Annotated in this window: 14 protein-coding genes; 12 read left to right on the forward strand and 2 right to left on the reverse strand. The window is 57.4% G+C overall.

What is annotated here, in order from left to right; all coding sequences use genetic code 11:
* Positions 1-4 precede the first annotated feature (4 nt).
* From hda to trhO, 5 genes are all read left to right on the forward strand, one after another.
* Entirely contained in the window at positions 5-691 is a 687-nt protein-coding gene (hda, locus tag LN244_RS06160; protein ID WP_239042372.1) for a DnaA regulatory inactivator Hda, read from the forward strand.
* Positions 688-1416 carry a TIGR01621 family pseudouridine synthase gene (locus tag LN244_RS06165; protein ID WP_239041971.1) on the forward strand — a complete coding sequence of 243 codons (729 nt, stop codon included), beginning with the start codon at positions 688-690 and terminating at the stop codon, positions 1414-1416. Before hda ends, LN244_RS06165 begins: the two co-directional genes overlap by 4 nt.
* A gap of 35 nt (positions 1417-1451) precedes the next feature.
* Entirely contained in the window at positions 1452-1676 is a 225-nt protein-coding gene (locus LN244_RS06170) for a hypothetical protein (protein ID WP_239041972.1), read from the forward strand.
* On the forward strand, positions 1669-2466 hold the full coding sequence (gene tcdA / locus LN244_RS06175) for a tRNA cyclic N6-threonylcarbamoyladenosine(37) synthase TcdA (protein WP_239041973.1): 798 nt from the start codon (positions 1669-1671) through the stop codon (positions 2464-2466). Before LN244_RS06170 ends, tcdA begins: the two co-directional genes overlap by 8 nt.
* Before the next feature lie 77 nt (positions 2467-2543).
* Positions 2544-3533: an oxygen-dependent tRNA uridine(34) hydroxylase TrhO gene (gene trhO / locus LN244_RS06180; protein ID WP_239041974.1), complete on the forward strand. Its 990-nt coding sequence runs from the start codon at positions 2544-2546 to the stop codon at positions 3531-3533.
* Positions 3534-3784: 251 nt separating this feature from the next.
* Here trhO and LN244_RS06185 read toward each other — a convergent pair whose 3' ends face one another.
* A complete protein-coding gene (locus tag LN244_RS06185; RefSeq protein ID WP_239041975.1) occupies positions 3785-4612 on the reverse strand; it encodes a helix-turn-helix transcriptional regulator in 828 nt (275 codons plus the stop codon).
* A gap of 310 nt (positions 4613-4922) precedes the next feature.
* Between LN244_RS06185 and LN244_RS06190 the strand changes: the two genes are divergently transcribed.
* The 3 genes from LN244_RS06190 to LN244_RS06200 all read left to right on the forward strand — a co-directional run bounded on the left by LN244_RS06190 (position 4923) and on the right by LN244_RS06200 (position 8875).
* Positions 4923-6386 (forward strand): alanine/glycine:cation symporter family protein, encoded by a 1464-nt coding sequence (locus LN244_RS06190; protein ID WP_239041976.1) that lies wholly within the window; start codon positions 4923-4925, stop codon positions 6384-6386.
* Between the two features lie 81 nt (positions 6387-6467).
* Positions 6468-7871, forward strand: coding sequence for an aspartate ammonia-lyase (locus LN244_RS06195; protein ID WP_239041977.1), 1404 nt, complete (start codon positions 6468-6470; stop codon positions 7869-7871).
* Positions 7868-8875, forward strand: coding sequence for a type I asparaginase (locus tag LN244_RS06200; RefSeq protein ID WP_239041978.1), 1008 nt, complete (start codon positions 7868-7870; stop codon positions 8873-8875). The genes LN244_RS06195 and LN244_RS06200 overlap by 4 nt, the downstream gene beginning before the upstream one ends.
* Before the next feature lie 9 nt (positions 8876-8884).
* Here the strand turns inward: LN244_RS06200 and LN244_RS06205 are convergent, their stop codons facing one another.
* Complete coding sequence (locus LN244_RS06205; protein ID WP_239042373.1) at positions 8885-9748, reverse strand: prephenate dehydratase; 864 nt, start codon at positions 9746-9748, stop codon at positions 8885-8887.
* A gap of 116 nt (positions 9749-9864) precedes the next feature.
* Between LN244_RS06205 and trmH the strand changes: the two genes are divergently transcribed.
* The 4 genes from trmH (at position 9865) to LN244_RS06225 (ending at position 15260) form a co-directional block, all read left to right on the forward strand.
* Positions 9865-10569, forward strand: a complete 705-nt coding sequence (gene trmH, locus LN244_RS06210) for a tRNA (guanosine(18)-2'-O)-methyltransferase TrmH (RefSeq protein WP_239041979.1) — start codon at positions 9865-9867, stop codon at positions 10567-10569.
* A gap of 24 nt (positions 10570-10593) precedes the next feature.
* On the forward strand, positions 10594-12684 hold the full coding sequence (locus tag LN244_RS06215) for a sensor histidine kinase (RefSeq protein ID WP_239041980.1): 2091 nt from the start codon (positions 10594-10596) through the stop codon (positions 12682-12684).
* Positions 12681-14048 carry a sigma-54-dependent transcriptional regulator gene (locus LN244_RS06220; protein WP_239041981.1) on the forward strand — a complete coding sequence of 456 codons (1368 nt, stop codon included), beginning with the start codon at positions 12681-12683 and terminating at the stop codon, positions 14046-14048. The genes LN244_RS06215 and LN244_RS06220 overlap by 4 nt, the downstream gene beginning before the upstream one ends.
* 183 nt (positions 14049-14231) lie before the next feature.
* Positions 14232-15260, forward strand: coding sequence for a TAXI family TRAP transporter solute-binding subunit (locus LN244_RS06225; protein WP_239041982.1), 1029 nt, complete (start codon positions 14232-14234; stop codon positions 15258-15260).
* Positions 15261-15302: the final 42 nt, after the last annotated feature.

Raw genomic sequence — 15302 nt, forward strand, 5'->3', positions numbered from 1 at the left:
TCCAATGCAGTTGCCCCTGGGGATCAGCCTGAGAGATGATGCCCGCTTCGAAAACTTCGTGCGTGGTCGCAACGGGTTGGTCTGTGCTGCGCTGGAGAAGGCTGCTGCCGGTTTTGGTGAGCAGTATCTCTATATCTGGGGACATGCCGGTACCGGCTGCTCCCACTTGCTGCAGTCCTGCTGTCATGCCTCGGATCCGGTCCGTCGCAGTGCTGTTTATCTTCCCCTTGCCGAGCTGAAGGACTACGGTCCTCGTATTCTTGAAGATTTCGACCAGCTCGATCTGGTGTGCATCGACAATTTGGAGCAGATCGCAGGTGATGCAGAGTGGGAAGAAGCGCTCTTCCATCTGTATAACCGCATGCGTGCCAACGGGCATGTGTTGATCATGGCGGCTAACCTGCCTCCGGCCAAGTTGGGTATCAAGCTGGCGGACCTGGAATCACGCCTCAACTGGGGGATGGTGTTTCAGCTGCAGCCGCTGGATGACGATACCAAGGTAGTGGCACTCAAGGCCCGTGCCCGCGCCCGAGGATTGCAGCTGGGCGATGACGTCATCCGCTATCTGATGCACCACGGCAGTCGCAACATGGCCCATCTGCTGGTAACGCTGGATAAGCTGGACGTGGCTTCCCTCAGCGCCCAGCGCAAGATTACCGTGCCGTTCGTCAAGCAGGTAATGAACTGGTGAGCCATACCGGCGCCGGCACTGCATTCCAGATCGTTTCACAGGACCCGCGCTTTGTCGTGATCGACAAGTCGCCGGGCATCAGTATGCACAAGGACGACCAGGCAGCCGGTCTGGCGATGCGGCTGGAGCAGGCGCTGGGGCAAAAGGTCTGGCCGGTGCATCGGCTGGATCGGATGACATCCGGACTGGTCGTGTTTGCACTGTCAGCCGAGATGGCCGCAGAACTGTCTGCCGCCTTTGCCGAACAGCAGGTCAGCAAACTCTATCTGGCGCTGAGTGATCGCAAACCCGTCAAGAAGCAGGGGCGCATCGAAGGCGGCATGGCTCGCAGTCGCCGCAGCAGTTGGCGGTTGACCCGCGATACCGAGAATTTTGCCCGTACCGAGTTTTACAGTGCTTCCATCAAGCCGGGGCTGCGCGCCTTTCTCTGTCGTCCCTATACCGGCAAGACCCATCAGATTCGGGTGGCGCTCAAAAGCGTGGGGGCACCCATCATCGGTGATCCTGTTTATCACGAGAAGGTCGAGCAACTGTCGGATCGTATCCAGCCGGATCGCGGCTATCTGCATGCCTGGCAACTGAGGTTTGCCCTGCAGGGTGAAACCTTTGCCTTCAGGGCTGATCCAACCTTGGGTTCATTGTTCAACCTGCCCGAGTTGGCTGACCTGCTCAGCACGGACTGGTCAGACCCCTTTTCCCTGCGCTGGCATGGTGCTTCCAACTGAATTATCATGCGCGCCCTATAATGATTGATCAAAAAATGAACGAAAATCGTGTGCCGCGGGATTTTTATGCCCGCGATCCGGAAGAACAGCAGCTTTTCCTGACCGATACCTGGTGCGACCACTGTCAGCAGTTGGGCCTGGGGATGCGCGACCCTGAAGAGTATGAGCTGTTTGGCATGATCTTTATTGAAGGCAAATGCTGCCAGTGCGGTGAAGCCGTGCTGACCGAACTGACCGAGGATGAGTTCGACGATGAGTGAAACTGCAGATCAGCGATTTGGCGGGACTGCCCGTCTTTATGGTCTGGACGGCCTGGCGCTGTTCCAGCGCTCACATGTGGCTGTGGTCGGTATCGGCGGAGTCGGCTCCTGGGTGGCTGAGGCGCTGGCGCGCACCGGCATCGGCGAAATTACGCTGATCGACCTCGATGATATCTGCGTGACCAATACCAATCGCCAGATTCATGCGCGCAGTTCGACCATCGGTCAGTCCAAGGTGGCGGTGATGGCCGAGCGTATCCGTGACATCAACCCGGACTGTCTGGTACATGAGGTCGAGGCCTTTGCCAGCCGTGAGAACCTGGATGAATTGCTGCATGACGACGTGAGCTATGTCGTGGATGCCATCGACAGCGTCAAGGACAAGGCTGCCATTATTGCCTGGTGCAAGCGTCACAAGGTTCCGGTGATCACCATCGGCGGTGCAGGAGGGCAGACCGATCCAACCATGGTTCGTTATGCAGACCTGACCCGGACTCAAAACGACCCGCTGGCCGCCAAGGTACGATCCTTCCTGCGTCGTCACTACCGTTTCAGCAGCAGTGGTCGTCGTTTTGCCGTTGAGTGCGTTTATTCCGAAGAGCAGTTGCGCTATCCGCAGCCGGATGGCAGCGTCTGTCAGCAGAAAAGCGTGATGGAAAACGGGACGCGTCTCGATTGTGCCGGTGGTTTTGGCGCCACCACCTGTGTTACCGCGACTTTCGGCTTTGTAGCCGTGTCGCGCGTACTAAAAAAACTCCAGGAGCGCGCGGCTCGCGAGCAGGCGCTCTGATTCACCGGGGGCGGTCAACCTGCCCCATCATTCATGCTCCGGATTTACGCTCCGGACCGCAAGAACAGGAAAACACCATGTCCAGCACTGTAGTCTGTGCACTGTACAAGTTCGTCACTCTGGAAAACTTTGAGCAGCTGCGTCAGCCGCTGCATGACCTGATGGTCGAGCAGGGGGTGCGTGGCACCCTGCTGCTGGCGAAAGAAGGCATCAATGGCACCATTGCCGGCAGTCGCGAAGGCATTGACGCCGTTCTGGCCTGGCTCAAGTCTGATTCGCGACTGGCTGAGCTGGATTACAAGGAATCCTATGACGAGAGTAATCCCTTCTATCGCACCAAGGTGAAGCTGAAAAAAGAGATCGTCACCATGGGCGTTGAAGGGATTGATCCCAAGCGGGTGGTAGGCACCTACGTGAAGCCGAAGGACTGGAATGCCCTGATCTCGGATCCGGAAGTGATTCTGATCGATACGCGTAACGACTATGAAGTGCAGATCGGGACCTTCAAGAATGCGGTCAACCCGCAGACTGAAACCTTCCGAGAGTTTCCGCAGTATGTGAAAGAGCACCTGGACCCGCAGAAGCACAAGAAAGTGGCGATGTTCTGCACCGGCGGTATCCGTTGTGAGAAATCCACGGCCTACCTTAAGGAGCAGGGGTTCGATGAGGTCTATCACCTGGAAGGCGGTATCCTGAAATATCTGGAAGAGGTACCGGAAGAACAGACGCTGTGGGAAGGGGAATGCTTCGTCTTCGATAACCGTGTATCGGTTAACCATCAGCTGGAAAAGGGCGAATACGACCAGTGCCATGCCTGTCGCATGCCGATTACCGAAGAGGACAAGGCCAGTCCTCAGTATGAGAAGGGTGTCAGCTGCCCGCATTGTCATGATCGTCTGACCGAGCGTCAGCGTGAACGTTTTTTGCAGCGCGAAAGACAGGCGCAGCTGGCGCGTGCGCGAGGGGAAGCGCATATCGGTGCCGAGGCCAATGAAGTAATTGAGAAGCGTCGTCAGCTCAAGGCCGAGCAGCGAGAGGCGCAGAAGCAGCGTCAACAGGCAGATTAGGCGATAAAAAGCCCCTCTTCAGGGAAGAGGGGCAACAAAGTGCATACAACTCAAAACGGCCAGAGTTGGAAACGGGAATGCGAGAGAAATAGAGGAAGAGCAACTACTCTCGCGTCCTGTTGCCAGGACAATTCAAATATCGACTATTTTTGTGCGCTGCACAATAGGCCTTTTAGACAGATATGTTCTAATCGACAATATTTTTGTGCGATGCAGCAATAAAGCGCCTGTCAGCTATCGTGCTGAAACCTTCAGCGTCCTCTATGGTGGCGAGCGCGGAAGTGAATTTCGTCCTCGCTCATATCATTTTGCACCGCAGCAACAATGGCAGGGTCTAGGTCCTGACTGTCGGGCTCAATCAGGCCGCACATGGCCAGTGCCTTTCGCACTCTGACGCTGGTGCCCAGAAACTCGTAGAGTACCCGGGTGCAGCACGGCATGCGTTCGCTGTTGTCAGACACCCCGATCCTCAATCCTGTCAGGCGCGTCAAACGGTTTCTGAAGCTGGGGAACAGAATGGTTTGCGTCAGCTCGTGGCGGTTGAGGGTTTCGTAATCAACCAGAAACAGTCGGTCGCTAAGCATCACGGCTGCGCCCTGGTAGCGGTTGTGACAGGCCGGTTGACCCTGTTCCGGCTGCATGCGTTCGGTGCGCTGGAATACATAATGACCATCCCGTTTCTCGATGCTGATGAGGGTGCGGATCAGCTTGCCCGGCGTCGACATCGACAGGTAGTACTCGAAGTAATAGCCCAGATAACGGTCGAGACCGCTGCTGCCGCTGCGGCACAGGTGATCGACATGCTCGCTGATGATGTCGTTGGGCGATGCGGCCACGGGGGCGCTGCTGGGTCGAACCTGAACCAGGCGCTGAAACTGGTCATGCGGCAGCAGGATTTCATGCACTTCAACGCCAAAAAAATCACACAGGCGGCGCAGGGTGTTGGCAGAGGGCTTGTAGCGACCGCTCAGGTATCGGTTGAACTGGGGGCGGTTGATTTCCAGGCGGCGACAGACTTCAGCGATCGATTTGTGATAGCTGCACAGCAGGCGCAGGTTCTGAGCAAAGTCCTCGTTCAATCCTATACCTCCTGACCGGGATGTTGTCTTTAAAAGTGCGTCAAAACGCGCTAATGCCAAATGGTGCTCTAAGTGCGCCAAACTGCGCTAACCTGTAGCAAGAGTGACAAATTTTAACAGCGCTCCATGACTGGTTAAATCCCCTGCTTTCATACCGGGTTGCTGAAAGCCGTTTTCAGGTAGGCCGGAGCAGGGCACTAGCGAGTACAAGAGTGCGATTGAACGACTCTTTACCCGGTTGGCAGTGATGTTCCTGGTCCTGCAGACGGGTTTTCAACAGCCGTTATAAAAAGAATAGCGGAGTTCATTTATGTTGGATTTTCTCAACGACATCCTCTGGGGCAAGATACTGATCGCCTTGTTGATCGCAATCGGTATCGGCTTCACGGTCGCATCCCGATTCGTACAGTTTCGTTACTTCGGACGCATGTTCCGTATTCTGAGCGCCAGCCAGGCCTTCAAGCACGACAAGCACGGACATCTGAGTTCTTTCCAGGCGCTGCTGTTGTCTGTGGCGGGACGTGTCGGCGGCGGTAACATAGCCGGTGTTGCGGTAGCCATTACGCTGGGCGGCCCGGGTGCCGTGTTCTGGATGTGGGTCGTTGGCATGATGGGCATGGCCACCAGCTTCCTCGAATGTACTCTGGCCCAGGCCTACAAGCAGGCAGAACCGGATGGGACCTACCGTGGTGGCCCTGCGCATTACATCTCACGAGGCCTGGGTGCCAAGTGGAAATGGCTGGCAGCGCTGTACTCGGTTCTGCTGCTGGTGACCTTCGGTTTCTGTTTCACTGCGCTGCAGTCCTATGCCGTCGCAACCTCTGTTGGTGATGCCTTCGGTGTGCCCGTGTTCTACACCGGCATTGCGCTGGCCATGATCGTGGGCATGATCATCTTTGGCGGCGTGAAGCGAATCGCCAAGGTGGCAGAAGTGCTGGTGCCGGTGATGGCGGGTGGCTACCTGCTGATCGCGCTTGTGGTGCTGGGCATGAATTTTGACCGTATTCCCGATGTGATCATGCTGATCGTCAAGAGCGCCTTTGGCCTTGAGCCGGCCATCGGCGGGGGGATTGGTGCGGCCATCCTGATGGGGGTCAAGCGCGGTCTGTTCTCCAATGAAGCGGGTCTGGGCAGTGCGCCCAACGTGGCGGCTGTTGCCTATGTGCCGCACCCGGCAAACCAGGGCATTGTGCAGTCTTTCTCCGTCTTCATCGATACGCTGATCATCTGTTCTGCAACCGCCTTTATCATCCTGCTGAGCGGTGTCTATGAGCCGGGCAGTGGTGCCAGCGTTGAGGGTGTGGCGCTGACCCAATCCGCACTGGCCGACCACGTGGGTGACTGGGGTCGCTCCTTTGTCAGCATTGCGCTGCTGCTGTTCGGTTTCAGCACCATTCTGTACAACTACTACCTTGGCGAAAACAGCCTGAACTTCTTTAGCACCGAAAACCAGAATCTGTTCAACGGTTTCCGTGTGCTGATCATCGGTCTCGTGTGCTGGGGCTCGACCACTGATCTGAGCACTGTCTTTGGCTTCGCGGATGTGACCATGGGCCTGCTGGCGCTGGTCAACCTGATCGCACTGCTGTTCCTGATCAAGCCGGGTCTGCGCATCATGCGTGACTTCGACAGCCAGATCGCCGATGGGCAGGATCAGCCGGTGTTCGATGCCAACCGATTCCGTGACATGAACGTGGATCCGGCGGCATGGGAGATCGAGCCGGAAGACCTGGCCCGGATTCAGGCGCGCGAAAGCGCAGCACAAGGCAAGTAATGACCACTTCTCCATTTGCTCCCGGATTTCTGCCGACCCCGGGAGCTTTTTTTATTCCTTTGCAAAGGTCCGATGCAATAGATGAAAACGCGCATTGAACATGATCTTCTGGGTGACCTGGCCGTTCCTGCCGATGCCTGGTATGGCATTCAAACCCAGCGTGCTCTCGATAATTTTGCCATCACTGGCGTGCCGATCAGCCATTTTCCGGCGCTGGTGCGGGCGTTGGTGCAGGTCAAGTCAGCGGCGGCCTGGGCGAACCGTGAGCTGGGTGTGCTGCCGGCACACAAGGCTGATGCGATCATGGAGGCTTGTGCGGATATCGACGCCGGTCACTTGCATGACCAGTTCGTCGTCGACCTGATCCAGGGGGGCGCAGGGACCTCGACCAACATGAACGCCAATGAAGTCATTGCCAACCTGGCGCTGGAGAAGCTGGGTCATGGCAAGGGCGAGTATCAGTTCCTGCATCCCAATGACGACGTTAACCGTTCGCAATCGACCAATGACGCCTATCCGACAGCCGTTTGTCTGGCAATCCAGTTCGCGGCTGAACCGCTTGAACATGCGATTCGCAGTCTGATTGCTTCGCTGGAGGAGAAGGGGCGAGAATTCGGCCATATCGTCAAAATGGGGCGGACCCAGCTGCAGGATGCGGTGCCCATGACGCTGGGGCAGGAGTTCGAGGCGTTCGCCGTGAACCTCTCCGAGGATATTGACCGCCTGCATGACGCCAGTCGTTTGCTGTGCGAAGTCAATCTTGGCGGGACCGCTATCGGGACCGGTATCAATGCGCCGGTGGGCTATCAGGCGCTGGCCGTGCGTCGTCTGGCCGAAATCTCCGGCAAGCCGGTCGTGTCTGCCACTAACCTGATGGAAGCCAGCTCGGACATGGGCGCCTTCGTCATGTTCTCCGGCATTCTCAAGCGCTTTGCCATCAAGCTGGGCAAGATGTGTAACGACTTGCGCCTGCTTTCCAGCGGCCCGCGTACCGGCCTGGGCGAGATCATGCTGCCACCGATGCAGCCGGGCTCATCCATCATGCCGGGCAAGGTGAATCCGGTGATCCCTGAGGCCGTCAACCAGACCGCCTATCAGGTGATCGCGGCAGACCTGGCGGTGACGCTGGCAGCCGAAGCCGGTCAGCTGCAGCTGAACGCCATGGAGCCGATGATCGTGTACAACCTGCTCAACTCGATCAAGATGCTGACGTCGGCCTGCACCATGCTGGAAACGCGCTGTATCACGGGCATTCGTGCCAACGAGGAACAGTGTGCACGTCATCTGGATAACAGTATCGGTATCGTGACTGCCCTGGTTCCGCACATCGGCTACAGCAACTCTACCCGCATCGCTTCACTGGCACTGAACACCGGGGCCACGGTTCGTGAACTGGTACTTTCTGAGGGGTTGTTGCCGGAAGAAAAGCTGGATGCGATTCTCAGCCCGCTCGCCATGTTGGCACCGGTAGCGGCAGCCTCATGAGCCGTCGTGTTCTGGTGATTTACACCGGGGGTACCATCGGGATGGTGCCCTCGGAGCAGGGTTATGTGCCTGAGCCGGGCTTTGAAGCTCGGCTCAGGGGGCTGCTTGGCGAGCGCGAGCTGCCGCCGTTCGATCTTCTGGAATATGACCGGCTGATCGACAGCGCCAGTCTGGTGCCAGGTGACTGGGAAAAGATCGCGCTGACCTTGCAGGCGCACTGGGATCGGTATGCCGGTTTTGTGGTGCTGCACGGCACCGATACCATGGCCTACACCGCCTCGGCGCTGTCTTTCATGTTGCCGCAGCAGGACAAACCCGTGATTCTGACCGGATCACAAATCCCGCTGAGCCAGTTGCGCAATGATGCACTCGACAATCTGGTCACCACCTTGTTGCTGGCGTCTCAGCCGGGATTGGCGGAAGTCTGTATCTGCTTCAACCGTCGACTGTTGCGTGGCAATCGAGCGCGCAAGGTCAAGAGCAGTGGCCTGGACGCCTTTGACTCCCCGAATTTTCCGCGTCTGGGGCAGGCAGGTATCGAAATCAACCTGCGTGAGGAGCTGTTGTTGCCTCCTGAGCCGGTGCGTTTCGAGATTCATCGCTATGATCCCGAAGCGGTCGTGATGCTGGGGGTTTTCCCCGGCATGCCGGCGCGTTTGGTGCGTGATGCATTGGCACCTGATGCCGTCAAGGGGCTGGTGCTGATGACCTATGGTGTCGGTAATCCGCCAGAGGCTGAATCGGGGCTGCTGGATGAGCTGGTGCGTGCCGGTGAGCGCGGACAGGTGATCGTCAATCTGACCCAGTGCCATCAGGGAGCTGTCAGTCAGGGGGCCTATGCAACGGGCGCTTTATTGAACCAGGTGGGGGTGGTGCCAGGACTCGACCTGACACCGGAAGCGGCTTTTACCAAACTGCACCATCTTGTAGCGCAGGGGATGCAGGCCGACCAGCTGAGACGGGCGCTGGCCGAATCCTTGCGCGGCGAGTCTACGCCTCAGTAAAGCGGGCGCTCAGAGTTCCAGATTAAGGCGGCTGAAGCGGAAGGGGTGTGCTTCGTAGGTTCCGATCACGCGCACCTCTTCGGCAAAGAAGTTCAGTTCCTGCATGGCGAACTTCATCGCCTGCTCATGCGGGTGACCCTCTACATCCAGATGGAAACTGGATACCGTCATGGTTTCAGACGCCATGTAGCTCTCCAGTTTGACCATGTTGACGCCGTTGGTGGCGAAGCCGCCCAGGGCCTTGTAAAGCGCGGCCGGCATGTTGCGCACACGGAACATCAGCGAAGTGATGTAGCGTACCTCAGGGTCCAGTGCCGGAATCATCTGATCGCGGGACAGGATCATGAAGCGGGTGGTGTTGCCGGTCTTGTCCTGAAAGTTTTCCTTCAGAATCTCCAGGCCATACAGCTCGGCTGCCAGGCTGGAGGCAATGGCGGCATGTCCGGGCTGTTGCTGTTCGGCCAGTTCGGCCGCAGAGCCGGCGGTATCCAGTGCGGCAATGGGCTCAATACCCAGCATGCGCAGATTTTCGGCACACTGTGCCAAGGCCTGCGGATGTGACGAGGCGGTCTTGATGTCTTCCAGTCGTGTGCCCGGCAATGCCAGCAGGCAGTGGTTTACCGGTTCGAAGTGCTCACCGATAACATGCAGGCGGGTTTTGGGCATCAATCGGTAGATCTCTTCCACGCGGCCGGCGGTAGAGTTCTCCAGCGGAATCATCGCCAGGTTGGCCTCGCCACGCTCGACCATAAACATCGCTTCCACAAAAGACTCACACGCCTTGGGCGTAAACTCGGGGTAAACCCGGCGGCAGGCAAGGTGTGAATAGGCGCCCTGATGGCCCTGATAGGCGATGATGGTATTGGCGGTCATGGTTTCCATACATTCACTGGTGAGACAAGGGTCGCCATTATGGCATAGCCTGCGTGGCTGCTGAAAAAAATATGCGCTTTTGTGGTAAGGTCTGCCCGCCTGAATGGAGAGAGACGATGACCCCTGAACGTGAACAGAAGTTACTGTCGATTCTGCAGCGCCGTCAGCCCGATCTGACCCTGATCGCCGAACAGGTACACAAGCCTCGCAACATCTCTGCCCTGATCCGTAACTGCGATGCAGCCGGTATAGCAGAGGTGCAGGTTGTTCGACCCCGTGAGGGATATCACAACTACCGTGGCACGGCGTTGGGTTCGGACCGGTGGGTCGACACGGCCCTGCACGATACCCTTGAAGCCGCCATCACGGCGGCCCGAGATAAAGGCATGATGATCTACGCCGCTCATTTTTCCGATGAGGCTATTCCTTATCGTGAAGTCGACTACACACGCCCTTGCGCGATCATCATGGGGGCTGAAAAAGAGGGAATCAGTCCCCGGGCGGCAGAGCTGGCCGACAGGCACATTATCATCCCGATGCAGGGGGTGGTCAGCTCGCTCAATGTATCCACGGCTGCCGGTATTATACTGGCCGAGGCAATCGATCAGCGCCTGAAAGCCGGCTTGTATGACAAACCCCGTATGCCGGCAGAGTGGATTGCACGCAAGATGTTCGAATCGCGTCACCCCAAGGTGGCCGAGTTCTGTCGTCGTCGCCGTCTTGCCTATCCTGAATTTGATGAAGTGGGTGAAATGGTGGCGCCTCAGGCGTGGAATGAGCAGGTTACCTCTGGTAGAGCCCCCGTCCTGTCCGCTGACTGAGGTTGAGCCCAAGGAGGCTTGTCCATGTCCCCTGAAATGTCGTCCAGAAAGCGTTATCCGATCAGTGTGATCGCACTGCTCTATATCATGCTGGTGTGTGCCTTGGCCTGGTTTGCCGGCAGTCTTTCGCGCGACTGGGCGTTGGCGCGATTGCAGGTGCAGGGGGCCGACCGGCTGCTGGCCAGTGTCAGTCAAATGCGTCTGGCGCTGGATCAGTACAACTATCTGCCCTTCCTGATTGCGCAGAATACCGATGTCCATCGCTTGCTCCAGTCGGAGGACACCCATCAGGCGACCGTAAACCGAGTGCTGGAGCAGATCAACCTGGTAGCCGGTTCGACGGCGCTGTTTGTGCTGGATGCGGATGGCCGACCGCTGGCGTTCAGCAACTGGCGTGAGGAGCAGGCGTTTCCGCTCCAGTCGCAGCGTACACAGCAATATTTCAAACAGGCGATTGCGGGAGAGCAGGGGCTGGAACTGCAGTTTCATGATGGGCCTGAGCAGGCGCGGCTTTACATGTCGGCGCCGGTTTATACCGACCGACTGGCGGGGGTGGCGGTCATGCGACTGGATATGTCCCAACTGCGTGAGCAGTTGGCGATTGAGTATCCGCTGATCGTAAGGTCGGCCAATGATCAGCTGGTGTTCGAGGCCGATGCGCCCTGGCCGCTGTCTCAGGCCGTGCCGCTGACGCTGGGTAACGGCACGGTGCTGCAGCTGGTCAAACACGATGGTGAGCTGTCCCTGCTGCAATCCGTGAAACTGGATGATCTGGGCTGGACGGTCTCGGTGCTAACCGACATCCGGCCTGCCCAGTACCGTTCCCGGGTGGTCGTAGGTAGTTTGCTGGGCGGTGGCGTTGCCCTCGGGCTGTTGTTGCTGTACCTGAGAGAGTCGAGACAGAAACGCCGTTTGCAACTGGAACGGATGCGTGAGCGTGCCCGCAGTGAAGAGCAACAGCGCGATATCATCAATACGGCACAGGTAGGCCTGATCCATATCGATCAGCGTGGCCGGGTTCAGCTCATCAACCCGATGGCGATGCAGATTTTCGGTGTGTCGGTGGAGCGCGTAAGAAATCAGCCTGTACTCAAGCTGCTGGGCGATGGCTTCAGTGCCATGCCATTAAAGCAGACACTTGAGGCCATGGGGACGGATCGTTTTCGTCCGTTAACCGGTCTTGAGGTGGTGGGGCAGCGCGGTGATGGCAGTGCCTTTCCGATGATGATCTCCATCCGGCAGATGGCGCATCATCCTGAGCTTGGGTATCTGGTGACGGTCATCGATATCAGTCGGCGCAAACGGCTGGAACAGGCGCTGCGCGAAGCCAATGAATCACTTGAGCAGAAGGTCATTGCACGTACCCAGGCTCTGGAGGCGGCTCAGGCTGAGCTGGTGCAGGCGGGCAAGCTGGCCGCGTTGGGGCGCATGTCAGCTTCCGTTGTACATGAGTTGAATCAGCCGATGACGGCCATGCGCACCTACCTGGCCATTGCGGGTCGTTTGCTGGAGCAGCCCGAAGCGCTGGGCAAAAATCTGAAATTGCAGGAGCAGTTGCTTGATCGTATGGCATTGATCACCGGTCAGTTGAAGACCTTTGCCTATCGCAAGCCCGAACGGATTGAGCCGGTGTCGTTGCAACAGGTCACTGCGCAGGTGCTGCAGATGTTCAGGGGACGTTTTGAAGAGCTCTCGCTGGCGTTGCATTACGATCCTCCTCCGGGCGATCTTTTGATCGCCGGTGACAATGCCCGTTACGAGCAGGTTTTGATCAACCTGATCAAGAATGCCTGTGATGCGATGGCAGAGCAGACAGGTGCTCACGAACTCTGGTTGCAACTGGTCGAAGTTGGGGAGCAGTCACTGCTGTTTGAGGTGCGCGACAATGGCCCGGGTATCGATGCCGAAATTCGCAGCCAGCTGTTCGAGCCCTTTTTTACCACCAAGGGCGTAGGGCAGGGGCTGGGATTGGGGCTGGCAATTGTCAGCAGTATTCTGCGTGATCTGGGCGGCGACATTCATGTGGAAGACCGGAAGGTGGGCGCCTGTTTCCGGGTCAGCATGCCACTCTATAGAGCGGTCGAAAAAGAGAGTAACGAGGTGAAGGTGTCATGAGTACAGAAGGACTGGTGCTGCTGGTCGATGATGAAGCCATGGTGCGTGAAGCCACTGCGCAGTGGCTGGACCTGTCAGGCTTCGAGGTACGCACGTACAGCCGTGCGGAGGCGGCGCTTGAGCAGATTGACCCCTATTGTGAAGGCATTCTGTTGACCGATGTACGCATGCCCGGCATGGATGGCATCCAGTTGATGCAGGAAACATTGAAAAAGGCCCCTGACATGCCGGTGATCCTGCTCACGGCGCACGGAGATGTGGACATGGCAACGGCTGCCATGCGTGATGGTGCCTATGACTTCATCGAAAAACCCTATGTGCCCGATCGTCTGGTCGAGCGGATCCGCCGTGCCTGTGAAAAACGCCGATTGACGTTGGAGAACCTGCGGCTGCAGCAGAATCTCGCTACCCAGAGCGGTCTTGATGGACGTTTGATCGGGATTTCGCCGGCCATACAGCGTCTGCGCAGGGAAATTTTGTCACTGGCCGAGCTGGATACCAACGTCATCATTTATGGCGAGACCGGAACCGGCAAGGAGCTGGTGGCCCAGTGTCTGCACGACTACAGCAAGCGGGCTAAAAAAGCCTTCGTGCCGATCAACTGTGGTGCCATTCCAGAAAATCTGATCGAGAGTGAGCTGTTCGGTCATGAAGCAGGCGCTTTCACCCATGCGGCCAAGCGACGAGTCGGCAAGTTCGAATATGCCAGCGGCGGCACATTGTTTCTGGATGAGATCGAGAGTATGCCATTGCACTTGCAGATCAAAATGCTGCGTGCACTGCAGGAGCATGTGATCGAGCGCCTGGGCGCCAATACCCCGATTCCGGTTGATCTGCGTGTGCTGGCTGCGGCCAAGGTGGATTTGCGTGAAGATCCCAACTTTCGCGAGGACCTGTTTTACCGACTCAGCGTGTCCGAACTGCACATTCCGCCGTTGCGCGAGCGCATCGAGGATGTGCCACTGCTGTTTGCTCACTATGTTCGCCGTGGCGCCCTGGATCATGATCGTGAGGAGCGTTCACTTTCCGATCACGATCTGGATGCGCTTCAGTCCTATGCCTGGCCCGGCAATGTGCGTGAGCTGAAGAACGTCGCCATCCGTTATGCCATTGATCATCGTGCCAGCCTTGTAGAACTGCTGTCGCGGCCACAGGCATTGCAGAGTCAACCGGTGATGAATCGTCAGTCGCTGCCGCTTGCGGTTCAGGTGGCTGAATATGAAGCGCGCTTGATTCGTGATGCGCTCGAGCAGCATCAGGGCAATATAAAGGCTGTCATGGAGGCGCTCGATCTGCCAAGGCGGACGTTGAATCAAAAAATGCAGCGTTATGGTCTCAATCGATGTGACTTCACCCCTCAATAGGCGGATTTTTGCTTATCGTAAATGAGCTGGATAGGCCAAAAATTGCTTATCGGAGCTTGTTTATTTGAGTAATATTCAATAAAAACAAGTGGTTATGTGTTTTCGGGGAGTTGGCCCGTTTTCTGCTATACCTGTTAGGTCACTACAACAACCAGAAATGACAACAGGTATAAGGAAAACACCATGAATAAAAGCAAGCGTACGCTGATCAAGGCCATGGGGCTGACCCTCACCCTGGGTACCCTGGCGACTACCAGCGCACTGGTGCAGGCTGCCGACACCCGTTCCTACATTCTTGCCACCGCTTCTACAGGTGGCACCTACTATCCGGTGGGTGTGGCGCTGGCGACCCTGACCAAGGTGAAGCTGGAGCCGACTCAGGGCATCTCCATGTCGGCCATCAACTCTGCTGGCTCCGGTGAGAACATCAAGTTGCTGCGTGAAAACGAAGCCCAGTTTGCCATTCTGCAGGGGCTCTATGGCGCCTGGGCATGGGCCGGTGAAGGTGCCATGGCCGCCTCCGGCAAGCAGCAGAACCTGCGCTCAGTCAGCATGCTGTGGCAAAACGTTGAGCATTTCGTGGTGCGCGGCAAGTATGCCCAGACCGGTACCATCAGTGACCTCAAGGCGCTGGAAGGGGAAAAATTCTCCATCGGCAAGAAGAACTCCGGCACCGAAGGCTCTGGCCGCACCATCCTGGGTAACCTGGGCATTGAGGCCGACAAGTTTGATCTGGCTCACATGGGTTACGGTCCTTCCGCCGATGCGCTGCAGAACGGCACCATTGATGGCATGAACATCCCGGCAGGCGTTCCTGCATCGGCCATCACGCGTGCCTATGCTGCCATGGGTGACGATATCCGCGTTCTGGACTTTACCGACGAGCAGATGGCTCAGGCCAATGGCAGCTACAAGCTGTGGACCCGTTACGTGATCCCGGCTAACACCTACCCGGGTCAGACCCGTGAAATCAACACCATGGCGCAGCCGAACTTCCTTGCCGTGCGTGACGATATCAGCGAAGAAGACGTTTACCTGCTGACCAAAACCATCTACGAAAACCTGCCATTCCTGAACAGCATCCATAAGGCCACCAAGGCCATGGCGCTGGAAAAAGCGATTGAAGGCCTGCCGGTGCCGCTGCACCCGGGTGCTGCTCGCTACTACCGTGAAATGGGTATCACCATTCCGGATCATCTGGTCGCTGAATAAGTGTTCCAGCCGCGATCGGCCATTTTTGGCCGATCGCATCCG

The sequence above is a fragment of the Marinobacterium sediminicola genome (assembly GCF_022343685.1).
GTDB lineage: Bacteria > Pseudomonadota > Gammaproteobacteria > Pseudomonadales > Balneatricaceae > Marinobacterium > Marinobacterium sediminicola.

Bases quoted from the DNA above. Each gene is read 5' to 3' on its own strand.
- hda (WP_239042372.1), top strand. From the start codon at position 5: ATGCAGTTGCCCCTGGGGATCAGCCTGAGAGATGATGCCCGCTTCGAA.
- LN244_RS06170 (WP_239041972.1), top strand. From the start codon at position 1,452: ATGAACGAAAATCGTGTGCCGCGGGATTTTTATGCCCGCGATCCGGAA.
- tcdA (WP_239041973.1), top strand. From the start codon at position 1,669: ATGAGTGAAACTGCAGATCAGCGATTTGGCGGGACTGCCCGTCTTTAT.
- trhO (WP_239041974.1), top strand. From the start codon at position 2,544: ATGTCCAGCACTGTAGTCTGTGCACTGTACAAGTTCGTCACTCTGGAA.
- LN244_RS06190 (WP_239041976.1), top strand. From the start codon at position 4,923: ATGTTGGATTTTCTCAACGACATCCTCTGGGGCAAGATACTGATCGCC.
- LN244_RS06195 (WP_239041977.1), top strand. From the start codon at position 6,468: ATGAAAACGCGCATTGAACATGATCTTCTGGGTGACCTGGCCGTTCCT.
- LN244_RS06200 (WP_239041978.1), top strand. From the start codon at position 7,868: ATGAGCCGTCGTGTTCTGGTGATTTACACCGGGGGTACCATCGGGATG.
- LN244_RS06205 (WP_239042373.1), bottom strand. From the start codon at position 9,748: ATGACCGCCAATACCATCATCGCCTATCAGGGCCATCAGGGCGCCTAT.
- trmH (WP_239041979.1), top strand. From the start codon at position 9,865: ATGACCCCTGAACGTGAACAGAAGTTACTGTCGATTCTGCAGCGCCGT.
- LN244_RS06215 (WP_239041980.1), top strand. From the start codon at position 10,594: ATGTCCCCTGAAATGTCGTCCAGAAAGCGTTATCCGATCAGTGTGATC.
- LN244_RS06220 (WP_239041981.1), top strand. From the start codon at position 12,681: ATGAGTACAGAAGGACTGGTGCTGCTGGTCGATGATGAAGCCATGGTG.
- LN244_RS06225 (WP_239041982.1), top strand. From the start codon at position 14,232: ATGAATAAAAGCAAGCGTACGCTGATCAAGGCCATGGGGCTGACCCTC.